At 69.4% G+C, this 15,403-nt stretch carries 13 protein-coding genes and 1 riboswitch; of the genes, 4 read left to right on the top strand and 9 right to left on the bottom strand.

Going from position 1 to position 15,403, the window contains the following annotated elements:
• Positions 1–82 precede the first annotated feature (82 nt).
• The 8 genes from OHB00_RS35090 to OHB00_RS35055 all read right to left on the bottom strand — a co-directional run bounded on the left by OHB00_RS35090 (position 83) and on the right by OHB00_RS35055 (position 9,627).
• Positions 83–1,510, bottom strand: a complete 1,428-nt coding sequence (locus OHB00_RS35090) for a dipeptide ABC transporter ATP-binding protein (protein WP_406440836.1) — start codon at positions 1,508–1,510, stop codon at positions 83–85.
• Positions 1,507–2,598: an ABC transporter ATP-binding protein gene (locus tag OHB00_RS35085; protein WP_406440834.1), complete on the bottom strand. Its 1,092-nt coding sequence runs from the start codon at positions 2,596–2,598 to the stop codon at positions 1,507–1,509. The genes OHB00_RS35090 and OHB00_RS35085 overlap by 4 nt, the downstream gene beginning before the upstream one ends.
• On the bottom strand, positions 2,595–3,602 hold the full coding sequence (locus tag OHB00_RS35080; RefSeq protein WP_406440832.1) for an ABC transporter permease: 1,008 nt from the start codon (positions 3,600–3,602) through the stop codon (positions 2,595–2,597). The genes OHB00_RS35085 and OHB00_RS35080 overlap by 4 nt, the downstream gene beginning before the upstream one ends.
• Positions 3,603–3,674: 72 nt before the next feature.
• Positions 3,675–5,447 (bottom strand): ABC transporter substrate-binding protein, encoded by a 1,773-nt coding sequence (locus OHB00_RS35075; RefSeq protein ID WP_406440830.1) that lies wholly within the window; start codon positions 5,445–5,447, stop codon positions 3,675–3,677.
• 37 nt (positions 5,448–5,484) lie between these two features.
• A complete protein-coding gene (locus OHB00_RS35070) occupies positions 5,485–6,483 on the bottom strand; it encodes an ABC transporter permease (RefSeq protein WP_406440829.1) in 999 nt (332 codons plus the stop codon).
• Between the two features lie 534 nt (positions 6,484–7,017).
• Positions 7,018–7,815, bottom strand: coding sequence for an enhanced serine sensitivity protein SseB C-terminal domain-containing protein (locus tag OHB00_RS35065; RefSeq protein WP_406440827.1), 798 nt, complete (start codon positions 7,813–7,815; stop codon positions 7,018–7,020).
• A 180-nt stretch (positions 7,816–7,995) separates the two neighbouring features.
• Complete coding sequence (locus OHB00_RS35060) at positions 7,996–8,787, bottom strand: enhanced serine sensitivity protein SseB (RefSeq protein ID WP_406440825.1); 792 nt, start codon at positions 8,785–8,787, stop codon at positions 7,996–7,998.
• Between the two features lie 171 nt (positions 8,788–8,958).
• The gene (locus OHB00_RS35055; RefSeq protein ID WP_406440823.1) at positions 8,959–9,627 is read right to left on the bottom strand and encodes an AAA family ATPase; all 669 of its coding nucleotides are present in this window, start codon (positions 9,625–9,627) and stop codon (positions 8,959–8,961) included.
• Between the two features lie 189 nt (positions 9,628–9,816).
• Positions 9,817–9,914, top strand: a riboswitch (glycine riboswitch).
• Between the two features lie 158 nt (positions 9,915–10,072).
• On the opposite strand from OHB00_RS35055, the gene gcvT reads away from it, so the two are divergent.
• The 4 genes from gcvT (at position 10,073) to OHB00_RS35035 (ending at position 14,427) form a co-directional block, all read left to right on the top strand.
• Positions 10,073–11,200 carry a glycine cleavage system aminomethyltransferase GcvT gene (gene gcvT / locus OHB00_RS35050; RefSeq protein WP_406440821.1) on the top strand — a complete coding sequence of 376 codons (1,128 nt, stop codon included), beginning with the start codon at positions 10,073–10,075 and terminating at the stop codon, positions 11,198–11,200.
• A 123-nt stretch (positions 11,201–11,323) separates the two neighbouring features.
• Positions 11,324–11,701, top strand: coding sequence for a glycine cleavage system protein GcvH (gene gcvH, locus OHB00_RS35045; protein WP_217547667.1), 378 nt, complete (start codon positions 11,324–11,326; stop codon positions 11,699–11,701).
• Between the two features lie 39 nt (positions 11,702–11,740).
• The gene (gene glyA, locus OHB00_RS35040) at positions 11,741–13,003 is read left to right on the top strand and encodes a serine hydroxymethyltransferase (RefSeq protein WP_406440820.1); all 1,263 of its coding nucleotides are present in this window, start codon (positions 11,741–11,743) and stop codon (positions 13,001–13,003) included.
• Positions 13,004–13,059: 56 nt separating this feature from the next.
• On the top strand, positions 13,060–14,427 hold the full coding sequence (locus OHB00_RS35035) for an L-serine ammonia-lyase (protein ID WP_406440818.1): 1,368 nt from the start codon (positions 13,060–13,062) through the stop codon (positions 14,425–14,427).
• Positions 14,428–14,960: 533 nt separating this feature from the next.
• On the opposite strand, the gene OHB00_RS35030 is transcribed toward OHB00_RS35035, so the two are convergent.
• Positions 14,961–15,332 (bottom strand): hypothetical protein, encoded by a 372-nt coding sequence (locus OHB00_RS35030; protein ID WP_406440817.1) that lies wholly within the window; start codon positions 15,330–15,332, stop codon positions 14,961–14,963.
• Positions 15,333–15,403 lie beyond the last annotated feature (71 nt).

Raw genomic sequence — 15,403 nt, 5'->3', positions numbered from 1 at the left:
GTGCCGGTCAGTGGACGGACACGGTCGACTCTGCGCTCTCCCGTTAAGGCATGTACATGACTTTGCCCAGTTGTGTCATGGGCTACTTGTCGGTTGACTCCTGTGGCTTCTGTGGCTCCGCTGTGGAGTCGCCGGAAGCGGCAGGCGCGTCGGGGGTCTCGGCGGCCGGCCCGGGCTCCGGTTCGGCGTCTTCGGCCGTCGCCTCGGACTCCGGTTCGGCATCGGCGGCTTCGGCCGTCGCCTCGGACTCCGGCTCCGTCGCGGCCGGTTCGGCCGTCGCCTCGGACTCCGGCTCCGTCGCGGCCGGTTCGGCCGTCGCCTCGGGCTCCGGTGCGGCCACCGCCTGCGACGTCTTCGCCTCCTCCTCCAGAACCGCCTCGCCCACCAGCTCGGAGGCCTCCTTCGCCGCCGCCAGCAGGACGGTGTCCTGCGGGGCCTGGTCGGCGAAGTTCTCCGGATGGTGACACGCGACCCGCTGCCCCGGGCGGAGTTCCAGGAGCGGCGGCTCGGTCGTCTTGCAGATCTGGGTCGCCTTCCAGCACCGGGTGTGGAAACGGCAGCCGGACGGCGGGGCGATCGGCGACGGCACGTCACCGCGGAGCAGGATGCGCTCGCTCTTCTGCCCGCGCCGCTTCGGGTCCGGGACCGGCACGGCCGACATCAGCGCCTTGGTGTACGGGTGCATCGGCGACTCGTACAGCTTGGTGCTGTCGGCGAGTTCGACGATCTTGCCGAGGTACATCACCGCGACCCGGTCCGAGACGTGCCGGACGACGGAGAGGTCGTGGGCGATGATCACGTAGGTCAGGCCCAGTTCCTCCTGGAGGTCGTCCATGAGGTTGACGACCTGTGCCTGGATCGAGACGTCCAGGGCGGAGACGGGCTCGTCGGCGACGACCAGCTTCGGCTTCAGGGCGAGCGCCCGGGCGATGCCGATGCGCTGGCGCTGGCCGCCGGAGAACTCGTGCGGGTAGCGGTTGTAGTGCTCGGGGCTCAGACCCACCAGCTCCAGGAGGCGCTGGACCTCCTTCTTGATCCCGCCCTCCGGCTCCACGCCCTGCAGCCGGAACGGCGCGGAGACGATCGAGCCGATGGTGTGCCGGGGGTTGAGGGAGCCGTACGGGTCCTGGAAGATCATCTGGATGTCGCGGCGCAGCGGGCGCATCTTCGCCGTGGACAGGTGCGTGATGTCCTGGCCCTCGAAGGTGACCTTGCCGCCGGTCGGGTCCTGAAGCCGGGTGATGACCCGGCCCATGGTCGACTTGCCGCAGCCCGACTCGCCGACCACGCCGAGGGTCTCGCCCTTGCGCACCTCGAAGTCGATGCCGTCGACGGCCTTCACCGCGCCGACCTGACGCTGCAGGATGCCCTTCTTGATCGGGAAGTGCTTCTGCAGGCCCTCGACCTTCAGCAGCACCTCCCGGTCCCCGGACGCCCGTTCGGACGTCTCCTCGGAAGCCGACGCCTGCTGCGGGATGACGGCGTCATCGGTTTTCTTCGTGTCGCTCACAGCTTCGGCGCAATCTCTTCGGTCCAGATCCGCGTGCGGTCCTCGGCCGAGAGGTGGCAGGCGGACCAGTGGCCGCCGTCGACCTGCTGCAGCTCCGGGCGGACCGTGCGGGTGACGTTCCCCTTGGGGAGGTCCGCGTACGGGCAGCGCGGGTGGAAGGCGCAGCCCGAGGGGACGTTGATGAGGCTCGGCGGCTGGCCCTTGACCGGGATGAGCCGGTCGGAGGTCTCCCGGTCGATGCGCGGCATCGAGCCCAGCAGACCCCAGGTGTAGGGGTGCTGCGGCTTCTCGAAGATCTCGTCGACGGGACCGCGCTCCACGCACCGGCCGCCGTACATCACCAGGACGTCGTCGGCGATCTCGGCCACCACACCCAGGTCGTGGGTGATGAGGACGACCGCGGAGCCGAACTCCTTCTGCAGGTCGCGGATCAGGTCGAGGATCTGCGCCTGGACGGTGACGTCGAGGGCGGTGGTCGGCTCGTCCGCGATGAGCAGCTCGGGGTTGTTGACCAGAGCCATGGCGATCATGGCGCGCTGGCGCATACCGCCGGAGAACTCGTGCGGGTAGCCGTCGACACGCTTGGCGGGTTCGGGGATGCCGACCCGGTCGAGCATCTCGATGGCACGGGTGCGGGCGACCTTCTTGGAGACGTCGTGGTGCACCCGGTACGCCTCGACGATCTGGTCGCCGATCTTGTAGTACGGGTGCATCGCGGACAGCGGGTCCTGGAAGATCATCGCCATCTCGCGGCCGCGCAGCCGGCGCACCTCGTCCGGGGAGGCGCCCACGAGCTCCTTGCCGCCCAGCCAGATCTCGCCGGACATCCGGACGTTCTTGCCGCGGGCGCCGAGCCGGTGCAGGCCCATGATGGCCAGCGAGGTCACGGACTTGCCGGAGCCGGACTCGCCCACGATGGAGAGGGTCTTGCCCTTCTCCAGGGAGAAGCTGAGGCCGTCCACGGACTTGACGATGCCGTCGTCCGTCGGGAAGTGCACCTTGAGGTCGCGGACATCGAGGAAGGCGTCGGACGGGCTGGTCGGCGTGGGCTCGCCCACGGCGGCGCCGGTCTTGGAGAGTTCGGTCACGAGAGCCTCACCCGCGGGTCGGCGGCCGCGTAGAGCAGGTCCACCAGGAGATTTGCGATCACGACGAAGAAGGCGGCGAGCAGGGTCACGCCGAGGATCGGGGGCAGGTCGTTGTCGTCGATGGCCTGCACCGCGTACTGGCCGATGCCGTGCAGCGAGAACACGGTCTCGGTGATCACCGCGCCGCCGAGCAGCAGACCGAGGTCCATGCCGAAGACGGTGATGATCGGGGTGAGCGCGGCGCGCAGTCCGTGCCGGACGACGACCTTGCGCTCGCGCAGGCCCTTGGCGCGGGCCGTGCGGATGTAGTCCTCGTTCATCGTCTCCAGCATGCCCGAGCGGGTGAGCCGCGCGTAGATGGCCGAATACAGGAGGGCGAGCGAGCACCAGGCGGGAATGAGGGTGTTGGCCCACTGCGCCGGGTTCTCGGTCAACGGGACGTACGTGCGGCCGAAGATCGGCCACTGGTAGGTGAAGAGCAGGATCGCCAGGTTGCCCGTGAAGAACATGGGCAGCGAGACACCCGCGAGGGCCACGCCCATGAAGGCGCGGTCGAAGAAGGAACGCGGCTTCAGTGCCGAGATGACACCGACGACCACGCCGGAGACCAGCCACAGCACGGCCGCGCCCAGGGCCAGCGACAGGGTCACCGGCATCCGGGAGGTCAGCTGCGGCCAGACCGCCTGGTGGGTCTTGAAGGAGTAGCCGAAGCACGGTGCGTCGCAGTGCACCTTGCTGGGGCCCAGGTCATAGGTGGCGCCGGAGACGATCCCCTTGATGAAGTGCCAGTACTGGACGTAGACGGGCTGGTCCAGACCGAGGTTGTGCTTGACCGCGGCGATGTCCGCCTTCGACGGGCTCTTGCCGATGTACTGCTGCGCCAACTGGTCGGCGGTCTGCCCGGCCAGCCGCGGCAGCACGAAGAAGATGGCGAAGGTGACCGCGGAGACGACCAGCAGCAGGATCACTGCCGCGAACGTCCGGCGGAGGATGTACGAGATCACGGGGATCGGCGCTGGTGCCCGCGGGCCTCGCGGCCCGCGGGCACCAATGCCTTCACCTGCCTTCCGGGGCTGCTACTTCGACGCGACGCCGATGTTGAGGTAGTCGTACTGTCCGCTGAAGGCCGACGTGGAGACCAGGTTGGTGTAGTTGGTCGGGCGGTACAGCAGGACCTTGAAGTAGGTCAGCGGCACGAGGACCGCGTCGTCCATGGTCTGCTTGTCGATCTGCGTGTAGAGGCTGTTGCGCTCGGTCGCGTCCTGCGTACCGATCGCCTTGGACAGCAGGTCGTTGACCGTCTTGTTGTTGTACTGCGACAGGTTGGTGTTACCCGACTGGCTGATCGCCTGGCCGTTCAGGATCTGCTGCTCGAAGCCGTAGCCGGACGGCCAGTCCGCGCCCCACTGCATCATGATCAGGCCGATGTTCTGCTGCTCGGTGAACTTCGGGACACCCGAGTAGTCGGTGAAGTACTTGCCCGACGGGTACTGCTTGAGGGTGGCGTTGATGCCGACGGCCTTCAGCGAGTTGATGATCGCCGTGGCGGCGTCGACCTCCTGCGGGCGGTCCGAGCGGGCCGTGATGTTGGTGTTGATGGAGGTCTTGCCGCAGGCCTTCAGCTGCTCCTTGGCCTTGGCGACGTCACCCTTGTTGCCGGTGGAGGCGTAGACGTCCGACTTGGTGTAGCCCGGGATGTCCGGGGGCAGCACCGTGGTGGCGATGTCACCGCGGATCGGGCCGCCCTCGGCGGTCTGCACCGAGACCTTGTTGATCGCGTACTCGACGGCCTTGCGGCAGGCGACGTTGTCGAACGGCTTCACCTTGGTGTTGATCGCCATGTAGACCAGACGGCCGCCGTAGGCGTTGTCCGTGTTGGCCTTCTTGCTGGCGTCGGTGAGCACCTGCGCCTGCGTGGCGGACTGGACACCGGCACCGCCGAGGTCGATCGCGTCGCCGGCCAGCACGTCCTTGTCGACCGTCTCCGGGTTGACCTTCAGGTTGACGACGATCTTGTCCGGCAGCTGCTTGCGCAGCGGGTCGGTCTTCGGGTCCCAGTTCTTGTTGCGGACCAGCACGGCCTGCTTGCCGTCCTGGTAGCTCTGGAACTGGTACGAGCCCGAGGACACGATGTTCTTGACGTAGTCGACGCCGTTGTCCTTGGCCTGCGGGACCGGGGCCGTCTGCGGGGCGGCGACCAGGTAGTCGAACTCCTGGAAGGCCGTCTTCAGGTGGAAGACGATCGTGGTGTCGTCCGGGGTCGCGATGGACGCCAGGCCCTTGGCGCTCTTGTCCTTGTAGGGGCCCTTGTACTTGTCGCCGCCGACCAGGAACTGCTGGAAGTAGTTCGGGCCGAGGGAGAGCACGTCACGCGCGAAGTTCGAGCGCTCGACCGCGTACTTGACGTCCTTGGACGTGATCGCCGTGCCGTCCTGGTACTTCAGGCCCGACCGCAGCTTGTACGTCCAGGTCTTGCCGCCGTCGCTCGGGACGCCCTTGCTCGCGGCGAGGTCCGGGACCAGGGTGTTGCCCTTGGAACCGGCGGCCGGCTCGAACGTCATCAGCGGGCGGGCGTACAGCCGGCTGAAGTTGTACATGTACGCGTAGTACGTGTTGCCGGGGTCGAACGAGTCCGGCACGTCGGACAGCTCGTAGGTGAGCGTGCCGCCCTTCTTGTCGGACGCGTTGACGACACCCTTGGTAGCCGCGTTGGCCGCGGCGGAGCTGCCGCCGTTGTCGTCCTTGTTGTCATCGGCCTTGCTGCACCCTGCAACCAGCAGGGTGGCGGAGCCGATGGCCGCGATCGCGGCCAGCGCTGACCTTCGCATGATGGGTGGATTCCCCTCCATTGTCGGAAACTTTTTGGGCTCTCGGTGACGGCAGGCGTCAGCGGCTGCGTGGGTCGAGAGCATCACGGAGACCGTCACCGAGCAGGTTGAACGCGAGCACGGTCACGAAGATGGCGAGGCCGGGCACGATCATGTACTCGGGATCGACCTGGTAGTACGTCACCGCTTCGCGGAGCATGCCGCCCCAGGACGCCTGCGGGGGCTGGATGCCGACGCCGAGGAAGCTGAGGGACGCCTCGAAGAGGATGTTGGTCGGGATCAGCAGCGTCGAGTAGACGATGATCGGGCCGACCAGGTTGGGCATCAGCTCGCGGAACAGGATGTACGGGCCCTTGGCACCCATGCCGCGGGAGGCGTCGACGAACTCGCGCTCCCGCAGGGCGAGGGTCTGGCCGCGCACGATCCGGCCCAGATAGGGCCAGTTGAAGAAGCCGATGACGAAGATGAGCACGCTCAGGTGCAGCGGGAGTCCGTTCAGGCCGAACGCGCCGCCCTGCAGGGTGGCGGAGATGGCGATGGCGAACAGCAGGAGGGGGAAGGCCAGGAAGGTGTCCATCAGCCGGCTGATGACCGAGTCCACGCGGCCGCCGTAGTAACCGGCGACGACACCCAGGATCGCGCCGATCACGTTGGACAGGATGGTCGAGCCGAAGGCCACCACCAGGGACACCCAGGAACCTTCGAGGACGCGGGTGGCGATGTCACGGCCGAACTTCGGGTCCACCCCCAGGGGGTGATCAAGGCTCATGCCACCCCAGCCGCCGGTCGGCAGCGAGGTGTTGGCGTCGATCAGCTCCTGGTGGAAGGCGTTGGGGTCGAGACCGAACAGGGCCTGGATGGGACGGGAGAGGATCGCGACGACGATCAGCAGGACGACAACGATGCCGCCCGCGACGGCGACCCTGTCCTTCTTGAACCGGGACCAGGCGATCTGACCGAGGGAACGACCCTCGATCCGCGCGCTGCCGGCACCCTCCAGCACAGCTTCCGGCTGCGCCTCGGCTGCCGACCCGGTGGTCTCGATCGGTGCGGTCACAGTGACCTGACCCCTCTCACCGGTGGTGACCGGCTTTTGTCCGCCGCGGTGGGCGGCTTGGTTCGCTTGACTGCTGCGCGGTGGCCGCCGATGGTTACGGCCCGGCTGTCCACGAGACCCTTCGACCGATACTGGTCCGTATCGGGTCGCAGGATCACTGACCTCGCGTCTGAGAGGCGAGTCTTCAACGCCCTGGTGATCACACGCCAGGCCTGATGGAGAAAGTATGCGCAACCGTGATGACGACGGGGGTTTCCGCTATCCGGACGGCAGGCCATAGAGGCCGGACGGAACCAATCCCGCCAAAAGCGGCAAAGGCTCCCCAGTTGCGCTTATCTACGCGCGAAGATCACCCTCGGCGAGCTGACGGACCGTCACCGTGGCCGACGCCACAGCTGGACCGCTCGCCATGCCCGATCCACCGCTCGCCTTCCTTCCTCCCCGCCCGCCCGGTGAACAATCGGGACTTCGGACGCACATCACCTTTTCTCCCACCCGTCCGGTGGCAGGGACGGGCGCGACGTCCTGTCGTGCTCAGTAGCCGGTCTGGGCGGGCGGATAGCCGTACCCCGAGGCCGGCGCCGGCGGCAGGGCCGCGTGTGCCTCTCGGTCGTAGAACGGTCGTGCCGTCGCCCGCATCCACATCACGACCGGGTCGTACTCGTCGGTCATCGCCACCGTCGACACCGGCAGCCCGTCCGGCACCGCGCCGATCGACTGCTGCATCATCGCCCGCACCGAGTCCACGGCCGGCGGCGAGGTGTCGTACACGTCCAGGCCGATCGCGAGGTACGGTGCCCCGAGCGCCGGCTGCACCCAGGCGCGGCGCAGGGAGCGGACCGCGGGGGTGCGGTGGGCGTTCTGCGTCAGCAGGGCGTAGAACTGCGGGACCTCGATGGCCGGTTCGGTGAGCCGCAGCGGACCGGCCGGCTGGCGGTCCAGGCCGGTGGCGATGCGGCGCAGGTCCAGCCACGGAATGCCGACGCCGCCGCCCGGCGCGTGCGGGTTGAGCCAGAGGCCGAAGTGGTCGGGATAGAGCGTGCGGGCCACGTCGACGCCGTCGACCACCTCGTACGACCGGTTCCAGCCGCTCGCGGAGAGCTCCTGGGCCGAGGTCACACAGGGGGCGTAGCCGTGGCCCTCCACCTCCATGTTCCCGTACTGGGCGTCCGGGGAGCCGGCCTGGCCGTGCCAGAGCAGCATCCAGATCTGGCCGGAGGAGGGCGCGGCGAGGGCGCGGAGGAGTGCCTCGTAGGCGTCGTAGCGCCCGGGGGTTACCTGGCGCAGCATGTGCTCGACCTGTCCGGTCGCCGCGGTGCCGCTGGCGCTCACGTGTTACCGCCCCTTCATATGTCGCCCCGCATGTGGAGGCCGCCCCGCGTTTGGAGACAGCTTAAGCGCCAAGGGGGGTGGCGCCGATTGTCCGTCTGCGGGTGCGCAGTCGGTGGCTGGTCGCGCCCACGCGGCGGAGCCGCATATCGATACAACCCCCGCGCCCCTGGCGGGGCGCTTTCATTGGCCGTACTGATAGAAGGGACGCACGTTGTCCCGCATCCAGTGGCCCACCGGGTCGTCCGCCACGTCCAGCAGGACCAGGTTGACCGGCCATCGCACCGGCGTCCGGCCCAGCGCCTTGCCCAGGGCCTCCAGGGGCAGGGCGCGCATGTCGCCCTCCCACTGGGAGAGTTCGACGCCCACGAACATCACGGGTTCCGCCGTCTCGATCACGGCCAGGCAGCGGCGGGCCGTGGCGACCACGCCGGTCTGGGCGAACTCGGCCGACGCGGCGGCCAGGAAGTCCATCGGGTCGTCCTGCCAGTCCGGTTCGAAGAGGCGGACCCGGCCGCCGGAGGCGGGGCCGTCCAACTCGGTGCGGTCGGCCCGGCAGAGCTGGGCGACCGCCTCCGGGGGCAGCGGGACACCGACCACTCCGCCGGGGTTCACGGCGATGCCGACCTGCGGGGGCAGGCCGCGGGCGAACTCGACGGCGGGGGCGATCGTGTACGACAGGTGGGAGCCGGCCACCAGACGGAACTGCTCCTCGGAGCTGAAGACCGGCACGTACACCTGGCCCTCGATCTGCGTGGTGGGCAGGTCCAGCGGGCCGCTGTGCGGGCCGCCGCCCTCCGGCAGCGGGATCCACAGGAAGCTCCGGCCCAGTACCTCGATGAGCCGGCCGGCCGCCGCGGGTACACCGAGGGAGGCCGACAGGACCTCCTCCAGTTCGTTGCCGGGCCACCCGCCGTGCGGGTGGGGGTGTGCCTGTGCCGGGAAGTCCGCGGGAATGTCCGCCGGGAAGTCCATCTGCCTACCGCCTGCTGGAAACCGCTGCTGAGGCTGGAAAGGCTAGCGGGTGACACCGACAAAGCCACCAGCCGCTCCGACCCGCACCCGCGGTCCCGCCGAGCGAAGCCAACCGGCCGGCGGACACCCGCGGTCCCGCCGAGCGAAGCGAACCGGCGGGCACCCGCGGTCTCAGCGTGCGAAGGCGATCCTGCGCAGGACGTCGGCCGCGTCCCGGTCCAGGAGGACCGCCGAGCCGACGCCCTCGGGCAGTTCTCCCTTCTCCACCGCGCGCAGCAGCCGGCCGGCCGCCCGGCGGTGGCGCAGGAAGGCGTACCGGGAGACGCCCCGGCCGCGCTCGCGCTGGCCGTCCAGTGCCGTGCCGGCGGTGACGTCGAGGAGGAGCAGGTGCAGGGTGCCGCCGCGGCGGCGGGCCTCGCGGGCCAGCCAGTCGCGGACCCAGGCCTGTGTCCCGCAGTCGTGCACGACCACGCCCTCGCCGGTGTCCAGGGCCCGGTGCAGCCCGGCGTAGTGGGCGAGCCGGACCAGGGGGCGGTAGACGGCGTACGGCAGGAGGCGGGCCAGGCGGGCGTCCCAGCGGTCGCGGGTGTCCTGGGAGTCGATCCGCAGGCCCTGGACGGTGCGGTGCATCAGGGTGGACTTGCCGCTGCCGGGCAGCCCGGTGACCACCACCAGGTCACGGGGGCCGAAGAGCAGGCCGAGCGGGCTGTGCCCCGCGCGGTCGCGCAGGTCGCGGACGACCGGTGCGGGGAGCTCGCCGCACCGCTCGTGGGCCGGGGCCGCCGGCTGCTGGGGCAGGGCGATGCCCGTCGTCGTCGCGTATGCCGTGGTCCTTGTCACCGTGACCGTCCTCCCTCGGGGTTCAGGAAAGGTTCTCCCCACTTAACGTAAAGAGAAGGTAATGCACGGTGTCTCGCGATTCCGTGCGCGTGGTGCCACAGCCGCGTCACAGAGGCAGCAGCCAAGTCCGGCCTGCCGTGCGGCCGGGCGGCGTGCAATGATGTCCGCGCCAACTGCATACCGGCCGTTTGAATCCGCGCGGGAGAGTCCCCAGCCGTCTTCGCTGGGGCGCCGAAGGAGCAAGTCCCTCCCTTGAATCTCTCAGGCCCCGTTACCGCGCGGGCGAGGCACATCTGAAAAGCGGGCCGCTGTGTCAGTGGCTCCACCCAAGGTGCAAGCCGTGATCACGTTCGTGGTCAGGGCGAACCTCTCAGGTTCCGATGACAGATGGGGAGGACAGACCTCGCCTGTCATGCCCTTGGGACCTCCGGGAGACGACCGACCGATGAGCAGTACCGATTCCGCCGCACTCCGCCACACCGCGCTCGATGCCCTGCACCGCTCGCTCGGCGCGACCATGACCGACTTCGCCGGCTGGGACATGCCCCTGCGCTACGGCTCCGAGCGCGACGAGCACGTCGCCGTACGGACCAGGGCCGGGCTCTTCGACCTCTCCCACATGGGTGAGATCACCGTGACCGGCCCGCAGGCCGCCGGGCTGCTGAACCACGCCCTGGTCGGCAACATCGCCTCCGTGGGCACCGGCCGTGCCCGCTACACCATGATCTGCCGCGAGGACGGCGGCATCCTGGACGACCTGATCGTCTACCGGCTCGCCGAGACCGAGTACCTGGTGGTCGCCAACGCCTCCAACGCCCAGGTCGTCCTCGACGCGCTCGTGGAGCGGTCCGCCGGGTTCGACGCCGAGGTGCGCGACGACCGGGACGCGTACGCCCTGATCGCCGTCCAGGGGCCCGAGTCGCCCGGGATCCTGAAGTCGCTCACCGACGCCGACCTGGACGGCCTGAAGTACTACGCCGGGCTGCCCGGCACCGTCGCCGGCGTCCCGGCCCTGATCGCGCGCACCGGATACACCGGCGAGGACGGCTTCGAGCTGTTCGTGAAGCCGGAGCACGCGGTGGAGCTGTGGCAGGCGCTGACCGAGGCGGGTTCCGCGGTGGGCCTGGTGCCGTGCGGGCTGTCCTGCCGGGACACCCTGCGCCTGGAGGCGGGCATGCCGCTGTACGGGCACGAGCTGACCACGGAGCTCACCCCCTTCGACGCCGGGCTCGGCCGGGTGGTGAAGTTCGAGAAGGAGGGCGACTTCGTGGGGCGCGCGGCGCTCGCCGAGGCCGCCGAGCGGGCGGGGCAGAACCCGCCGCGGGTGCTCGTCGGCCTGGTCGCCGAGGGCCGCCGGGTGCCGCGCGCCGGCTACCAGGTGGTCGCCGGCGGCGAGGTCGTCGGCGAGGTCACCTCCGGTGCGCCCTCCCCGACCCTGGGCAGGCCGATCGCCATGGCGTACGTCGACGCGGCGCACTCGGCGCCGGGCACGGCGGGCGTCGGCGTGGACATCCGGGGCAGTCACGAGCCGTACGAGGTCGTGTCGCTGCCGTTCTACAAGCGCCAGAAGTGATCGCCTCTACGAGCGTCGGCCACGGCCACCGAACGTGATCCGGCGCACATCGCCGCTGGTCACGCACGTTTCCAGCAGTCCCCCATTCACCAGCACTCCCCCGCGTACAGGAGAATTCAGGCCATGAGCAACCCCCAGCAGCTGCGTTACAGCAAGGAGCACGAGTGGCTGACGGCCGCCGAGGACGGCGTGGCGACGGTCGGCATCACGGAGCACGCGGCCAACGCGCTCGGTGACGTCGTCTTCGTCCAGCTCCCGGCGGTCGGCGACACGGTGACCGCGGGCGAGTCCTGCGGCGAGCTGGAGTCGACGAAGTCGGTGTCCGACCTGTACGCGCCGGTCACCGGTGAGATCACCGCGGTCAACGAGGACGTCGTCGAGGACCCCTCCCTGGTGAACTCGGCCCCCTTCGAGGGCGGCTGGCTGTTCAAGGTGCGCGTCGCGGACGAGCCGGGCGACCTGCTCTCCGCCGACGAGTACACCGCCTTCACCGCCGGCTGAGAGCCGCAGCAGACCCCGGCCTAGGAGTCGTAGAAACAGATGTCCGTTCTGAACACGCCCCTGCACGAGCTCGACCCGGAGGTAGCCGCCGCGGTCGACGCCGAGCTGGAGCGCCAGCAGTCCACCCTGGAGATGATCGCCTCGGAGAACTTCGCTCCGGCCGCGGTCATGGAGGCGCAGGGTTCGGTCCTCACCAACAAGTACGCCGAGGGCTACCCGGGCCGCCGCTACTACGGTGGCTGCGAGCACGTCGACGTCACCGAGCAGATCGCCATCGACCGGGTGAAGGAGCTGTTCGGCGCCGAGTACGCCAACGTGCAGCCGCACTCCGGTGCCTCCGCCAACCAGGCGGCCCTGTTCGCGCTGGCCCAGCCCGGCGACACCATCCTGGGTCTGGACCTGGCGCACGGCGGCCACCTGACCCACGGCATGCGCCTGAACTTCTCCGGCAAGCAGTTCGACGTGGTCGCCTACCACGTCGACGGCTCCGGCCTCGTCGACATGGCCGAGGTGGAGCGGCTCGCCAAGGAGCACCGGCCGAAGGTGATCATCGCGGGCTGGTCGGCGTACCCGCGGCAGCTGGACTTCGCGGAGTTCCGCCGCATCGCCGACGAGGCCGAGGCGTACCTGTGGGTCGACATGGCACACTTCGCCGGCCTGGTGGCGGCGGGCCTGCACCCGAACCCGGTGCCGTACGCCGACGTGGTCACCTCCACCACCCACAAGACGCTGGGCGGCCCGCGCGGCGGGATCATCCTGGCGAAGAAGGACTTCGCGAAGAAGCTGAACTCGTCCGTCTTCCCGGGCTTCCAGGGCGGCCCCCTGGAGCACGTGATCGCGGCGAAGGCGGTCTCCTTCAAGGTCGCGGCCTCGGAGGACTTCAAGGAGCGGCAGCGTCGTACGGTGGAGGGGGCGCGCATCCTGGCGGAGCGGCTCACCGCCGCCGACGCCCGCGAGGCCGGGGTGAACGTCCTGTCCGGCGGTACGGACGTGCACCTGATCCTGGTGGACCTGCGCGAGTCGGAGCTGGACGGGCAGCAGGCCGAGGACCGTCTCCACCAGGTCGGCATCACGGTCAACCGCAACGCCGTCCCGAACGACCCGCGGCCGCCGATGGTCACCTCGGGTCTGCGGATCGGCACCCCGGCGCTGGCCACCCGCGGCTTCACTGCCGAGGACTTCGCCGAGGTCGCGGACGTGATCGCCGAGACGCTGAAGCCGTCCTACGACGTGCGGGCGCTCAAGGCCCGGGTCGAGGCACTGACCGCGAAGTACCCGCTGTACCCCGGTCTGAACAAGTAGTTCCCTGGTGGGGGCACCCGATGGCGTGTGCCCCCACCCTTTTCCAAGGAGTTCCCGTGGCCATCTCGGTCTTCGACCTGTTCTCGATCGGCATCGGCCCGTCGAGCTCCCACACCGTCGGCCCGATGCGCGCGGCCCGCATGTTCGCCCGCCGCCTGCGCAACGAGGGGCTGCTGGAGTCCGTCACCGCGATACGCGCCGAGCTGTACGGCTCCCTCGGCGCGACCGGCCACGGCCACGGCACCCCCAAGGCGGTGCTGCTCGGCCTGGAGGGCGCCTCGCCGCGCACGGTGAACGTGGAGACGGCCGACGACCGCGTCGAGGCGATCAGGACCACAGGACGCCTCTCGCTGCTCGGCGAGCACGAGATCGCGTTCTCCTTCGACGACGACCTGTTGCTCCACCGCCGCAAGACACTCCCCTACCACGCGAACGGCATGACCCTCTGGGCCTGTGACGCGTCCGGGGCCGAAGTCCTCACCAAGACGTACTACTCGGTCGGCGGCGGGTTCGTGGTCGACGAGGAGGCGGTCGGCGCGGACCGCATCAAGCTGGACGACGCGGTCCTGAAGTACCCCTTCCGCACCGGAGACGAGCTGCTGCGCCTGACGCAGGACACAGGTCTGTCGATCTCCGCGCTGATGCTGGAGAACGAGCGGGCCTGGCGCACCGAGGAGGAGATCCGCGAGGGCCTCCTGGACATCTGGCGGGTGATGCAGGCGTGCGTCTCGCGCGGTATGTCCCGTGAGGGCATCCTGCCGGGCGGGCTCCGGGTGAAGCGCCGGGCGGCCGTGACCGCGCGCCAGCTGCGGGCCGAGGGCGACCCCTTGGCGCACGCCATGGAGTGGATCACGCTCTACGCGATGGCCGTGAACGAGGAGAACGCGGCCGGCGGCCGGGTGGTGACCGCGCCCACGAACGGCGCGGCCGGCATCATCCCCGCCGTCCTGCACTACTACATCAACTTCGTCCCCGGCGCCGACGAGGACGGAGTCGTCCGCTTCCTCCTCGCGGCCGGCGCGATCGGCATGCTCTTCAAGGAGAACGCGTCCATCTCCGGCGCCGAGGTCGGCTGCCAGGGCGAGGTCGGCTCGGCCTGCTCGATGGCGGCGGGCGCCCTCGCCGAGGTCCTCGGCGGCTCCCCCGAACAGGTCGAGAACGCGGCCGAGATCGGCATGGAGCACAACCTCGGCCTCACCTGCGACCCCGTCGGCGGCCTCGTCCAGATCCCCTGCATCGAACGCAACGGCATGGCCGCGGTCAAGGCGGTCACGGCGGCCCGCATGGCCATGCGCGGCGACGGCTCCCACAAGGTGTCCCTGGACAAGGTCATCAAGACCATGAAGGACACTGGCGCCGACATGAGCGTCAAGTACAAGGAGACGGCGCGCGGGGGACTCGCGGTGAACATCATCGAGTGCTAGGGGAAGGGGCCCTGACCAGGGCATTCGTGTCTTTCGGCGCTGCCGGGGGCTTCCCTGCTTACCTGGCGGAAAGTCCCCATAGAAGGGGCTCTTGACCTGCCGGTTCGCAACACATGATCAACGCCGGCTCGCCGCCGCTCGCCCACCGAGCGGCGGCGAGCCGCAGGTAAGCCCTGCCTCAACCGCGCGGTCTGCCTGCCCTTGCCGACCGAGACGTTGACCGCCCCACCGATGCTCTGCGTGAGCCCGTCACTTTCCCTCCCACGTCGCCAGGACCGCGTCGAAGAATTCCCGCGGCGGCTGGTATCCGTGGTCCGCCACGCGTTCTTCCGTGCATCCTGAAAGGCGAGGCAGAAGTCGCAGAAACGCATGCCCTGGTAGACGTTCATCGTTCAGCAGGGACGTGCCCTCTTCCGACCGACCAGGCTCGTCAGCGTCGTCCGGGTACTCGTACAGGCTGAGGTCCTGGCAGTACGCCATCGCTCACCTCCTGGGGTTCTGGTGCTCGCGGCAGATCACGACGCGCGTTGAAACTACGACTGCTTGCAGCTTGCCTTGGTGGCCAGCAAAGCGACGAAGCCACGCTTGGCCCGCTGGGCCGAATAGTCGCGAACGCGGAGAGTCCAGCCCTCCTTGGTGAGGGTTACCCGCCGCATTCCGTTCACCTGGGTGCGCCGCTCGCCACCCCAGCCGTCGTCGTTAAGGCTGGTGATCGTGGCGTCCACGGGGTCGGGCCCATTCTGGGACAACGGCTGCAGCAGATAACCGACGACGCAGCCCCGCTCGTCCCTGGTGGGCTCGTCCACCAAGGACAGGCCACCCCCGCGGACGGCGGCCTTCAGATCCTTCTCGATGTCGCGTGCCTTCGCGGCCGGGTCCGCGACCTCGGTCGTGGACGTAGCCATGGACGTGGATGCATCCGGGGAAGCAGGTGTCGTGCCGCAGCCAACGAGCGGGGTCAGCAGTGCGCCTATGG

The organism is Streptomyces sp. NBC_00631 (genome assembly GCF_045206895.1).
GTDB lineage: Bacteria > Actinomycetota > Actinomycetes > Streptomycetales > Streptomycetaceae > Streptomyces.
The sequence above is the reverse complement of the archived record's forward strand: the minus strand, read 5'-3'. Positions and strand labels throughout refer to the sequence as shown.

Bases quoted from the DNA above. Each gene is read 5' to 3' on its own strand.
- gcvT (WP_406440821.1), top strand. From the start codon at position 10,073: ATGAGCAGTACCGATTCCGCCGCACTCCGCCACACCGCGCTCGATGCC.
- OHB00_RS35060 (WP_406440825.1), bottom strand. From the start codon at position 8,787: ATGGACTTCCCGGCGGACATTCCCGCGGACTTCCCGGCACAGGCACAC.
- OHB00_RS35075 (WP_406440830.1), bottom strand. From the start codon at position 5,447: ATGGAGGGGAATCCACCCATCATGCGAAGGTCAGCGCTGGCCGCGATC.
- gcvH (WP_217547667.1), top strand. From the start codon at position 11,324: ATGAGCAACCCCCAGCAGCTGCGTTACAGCAAGGAGCACGAGTGGCTG.
- glyA (WP_406440820.1), top strand. From the start codon at position 11,741: ATGTCCGTTCTGAACACGCCCCTGCACGAGCTCGACCCGGAGGTAGCC.
- OHB00_RS35030 (WP_406440817.1), bottom strand. From the start codon at position 15,332: ATGGCTACGTCCACGACCGAGGTCGCGGACCCGGCCGCGAAGGCACGC.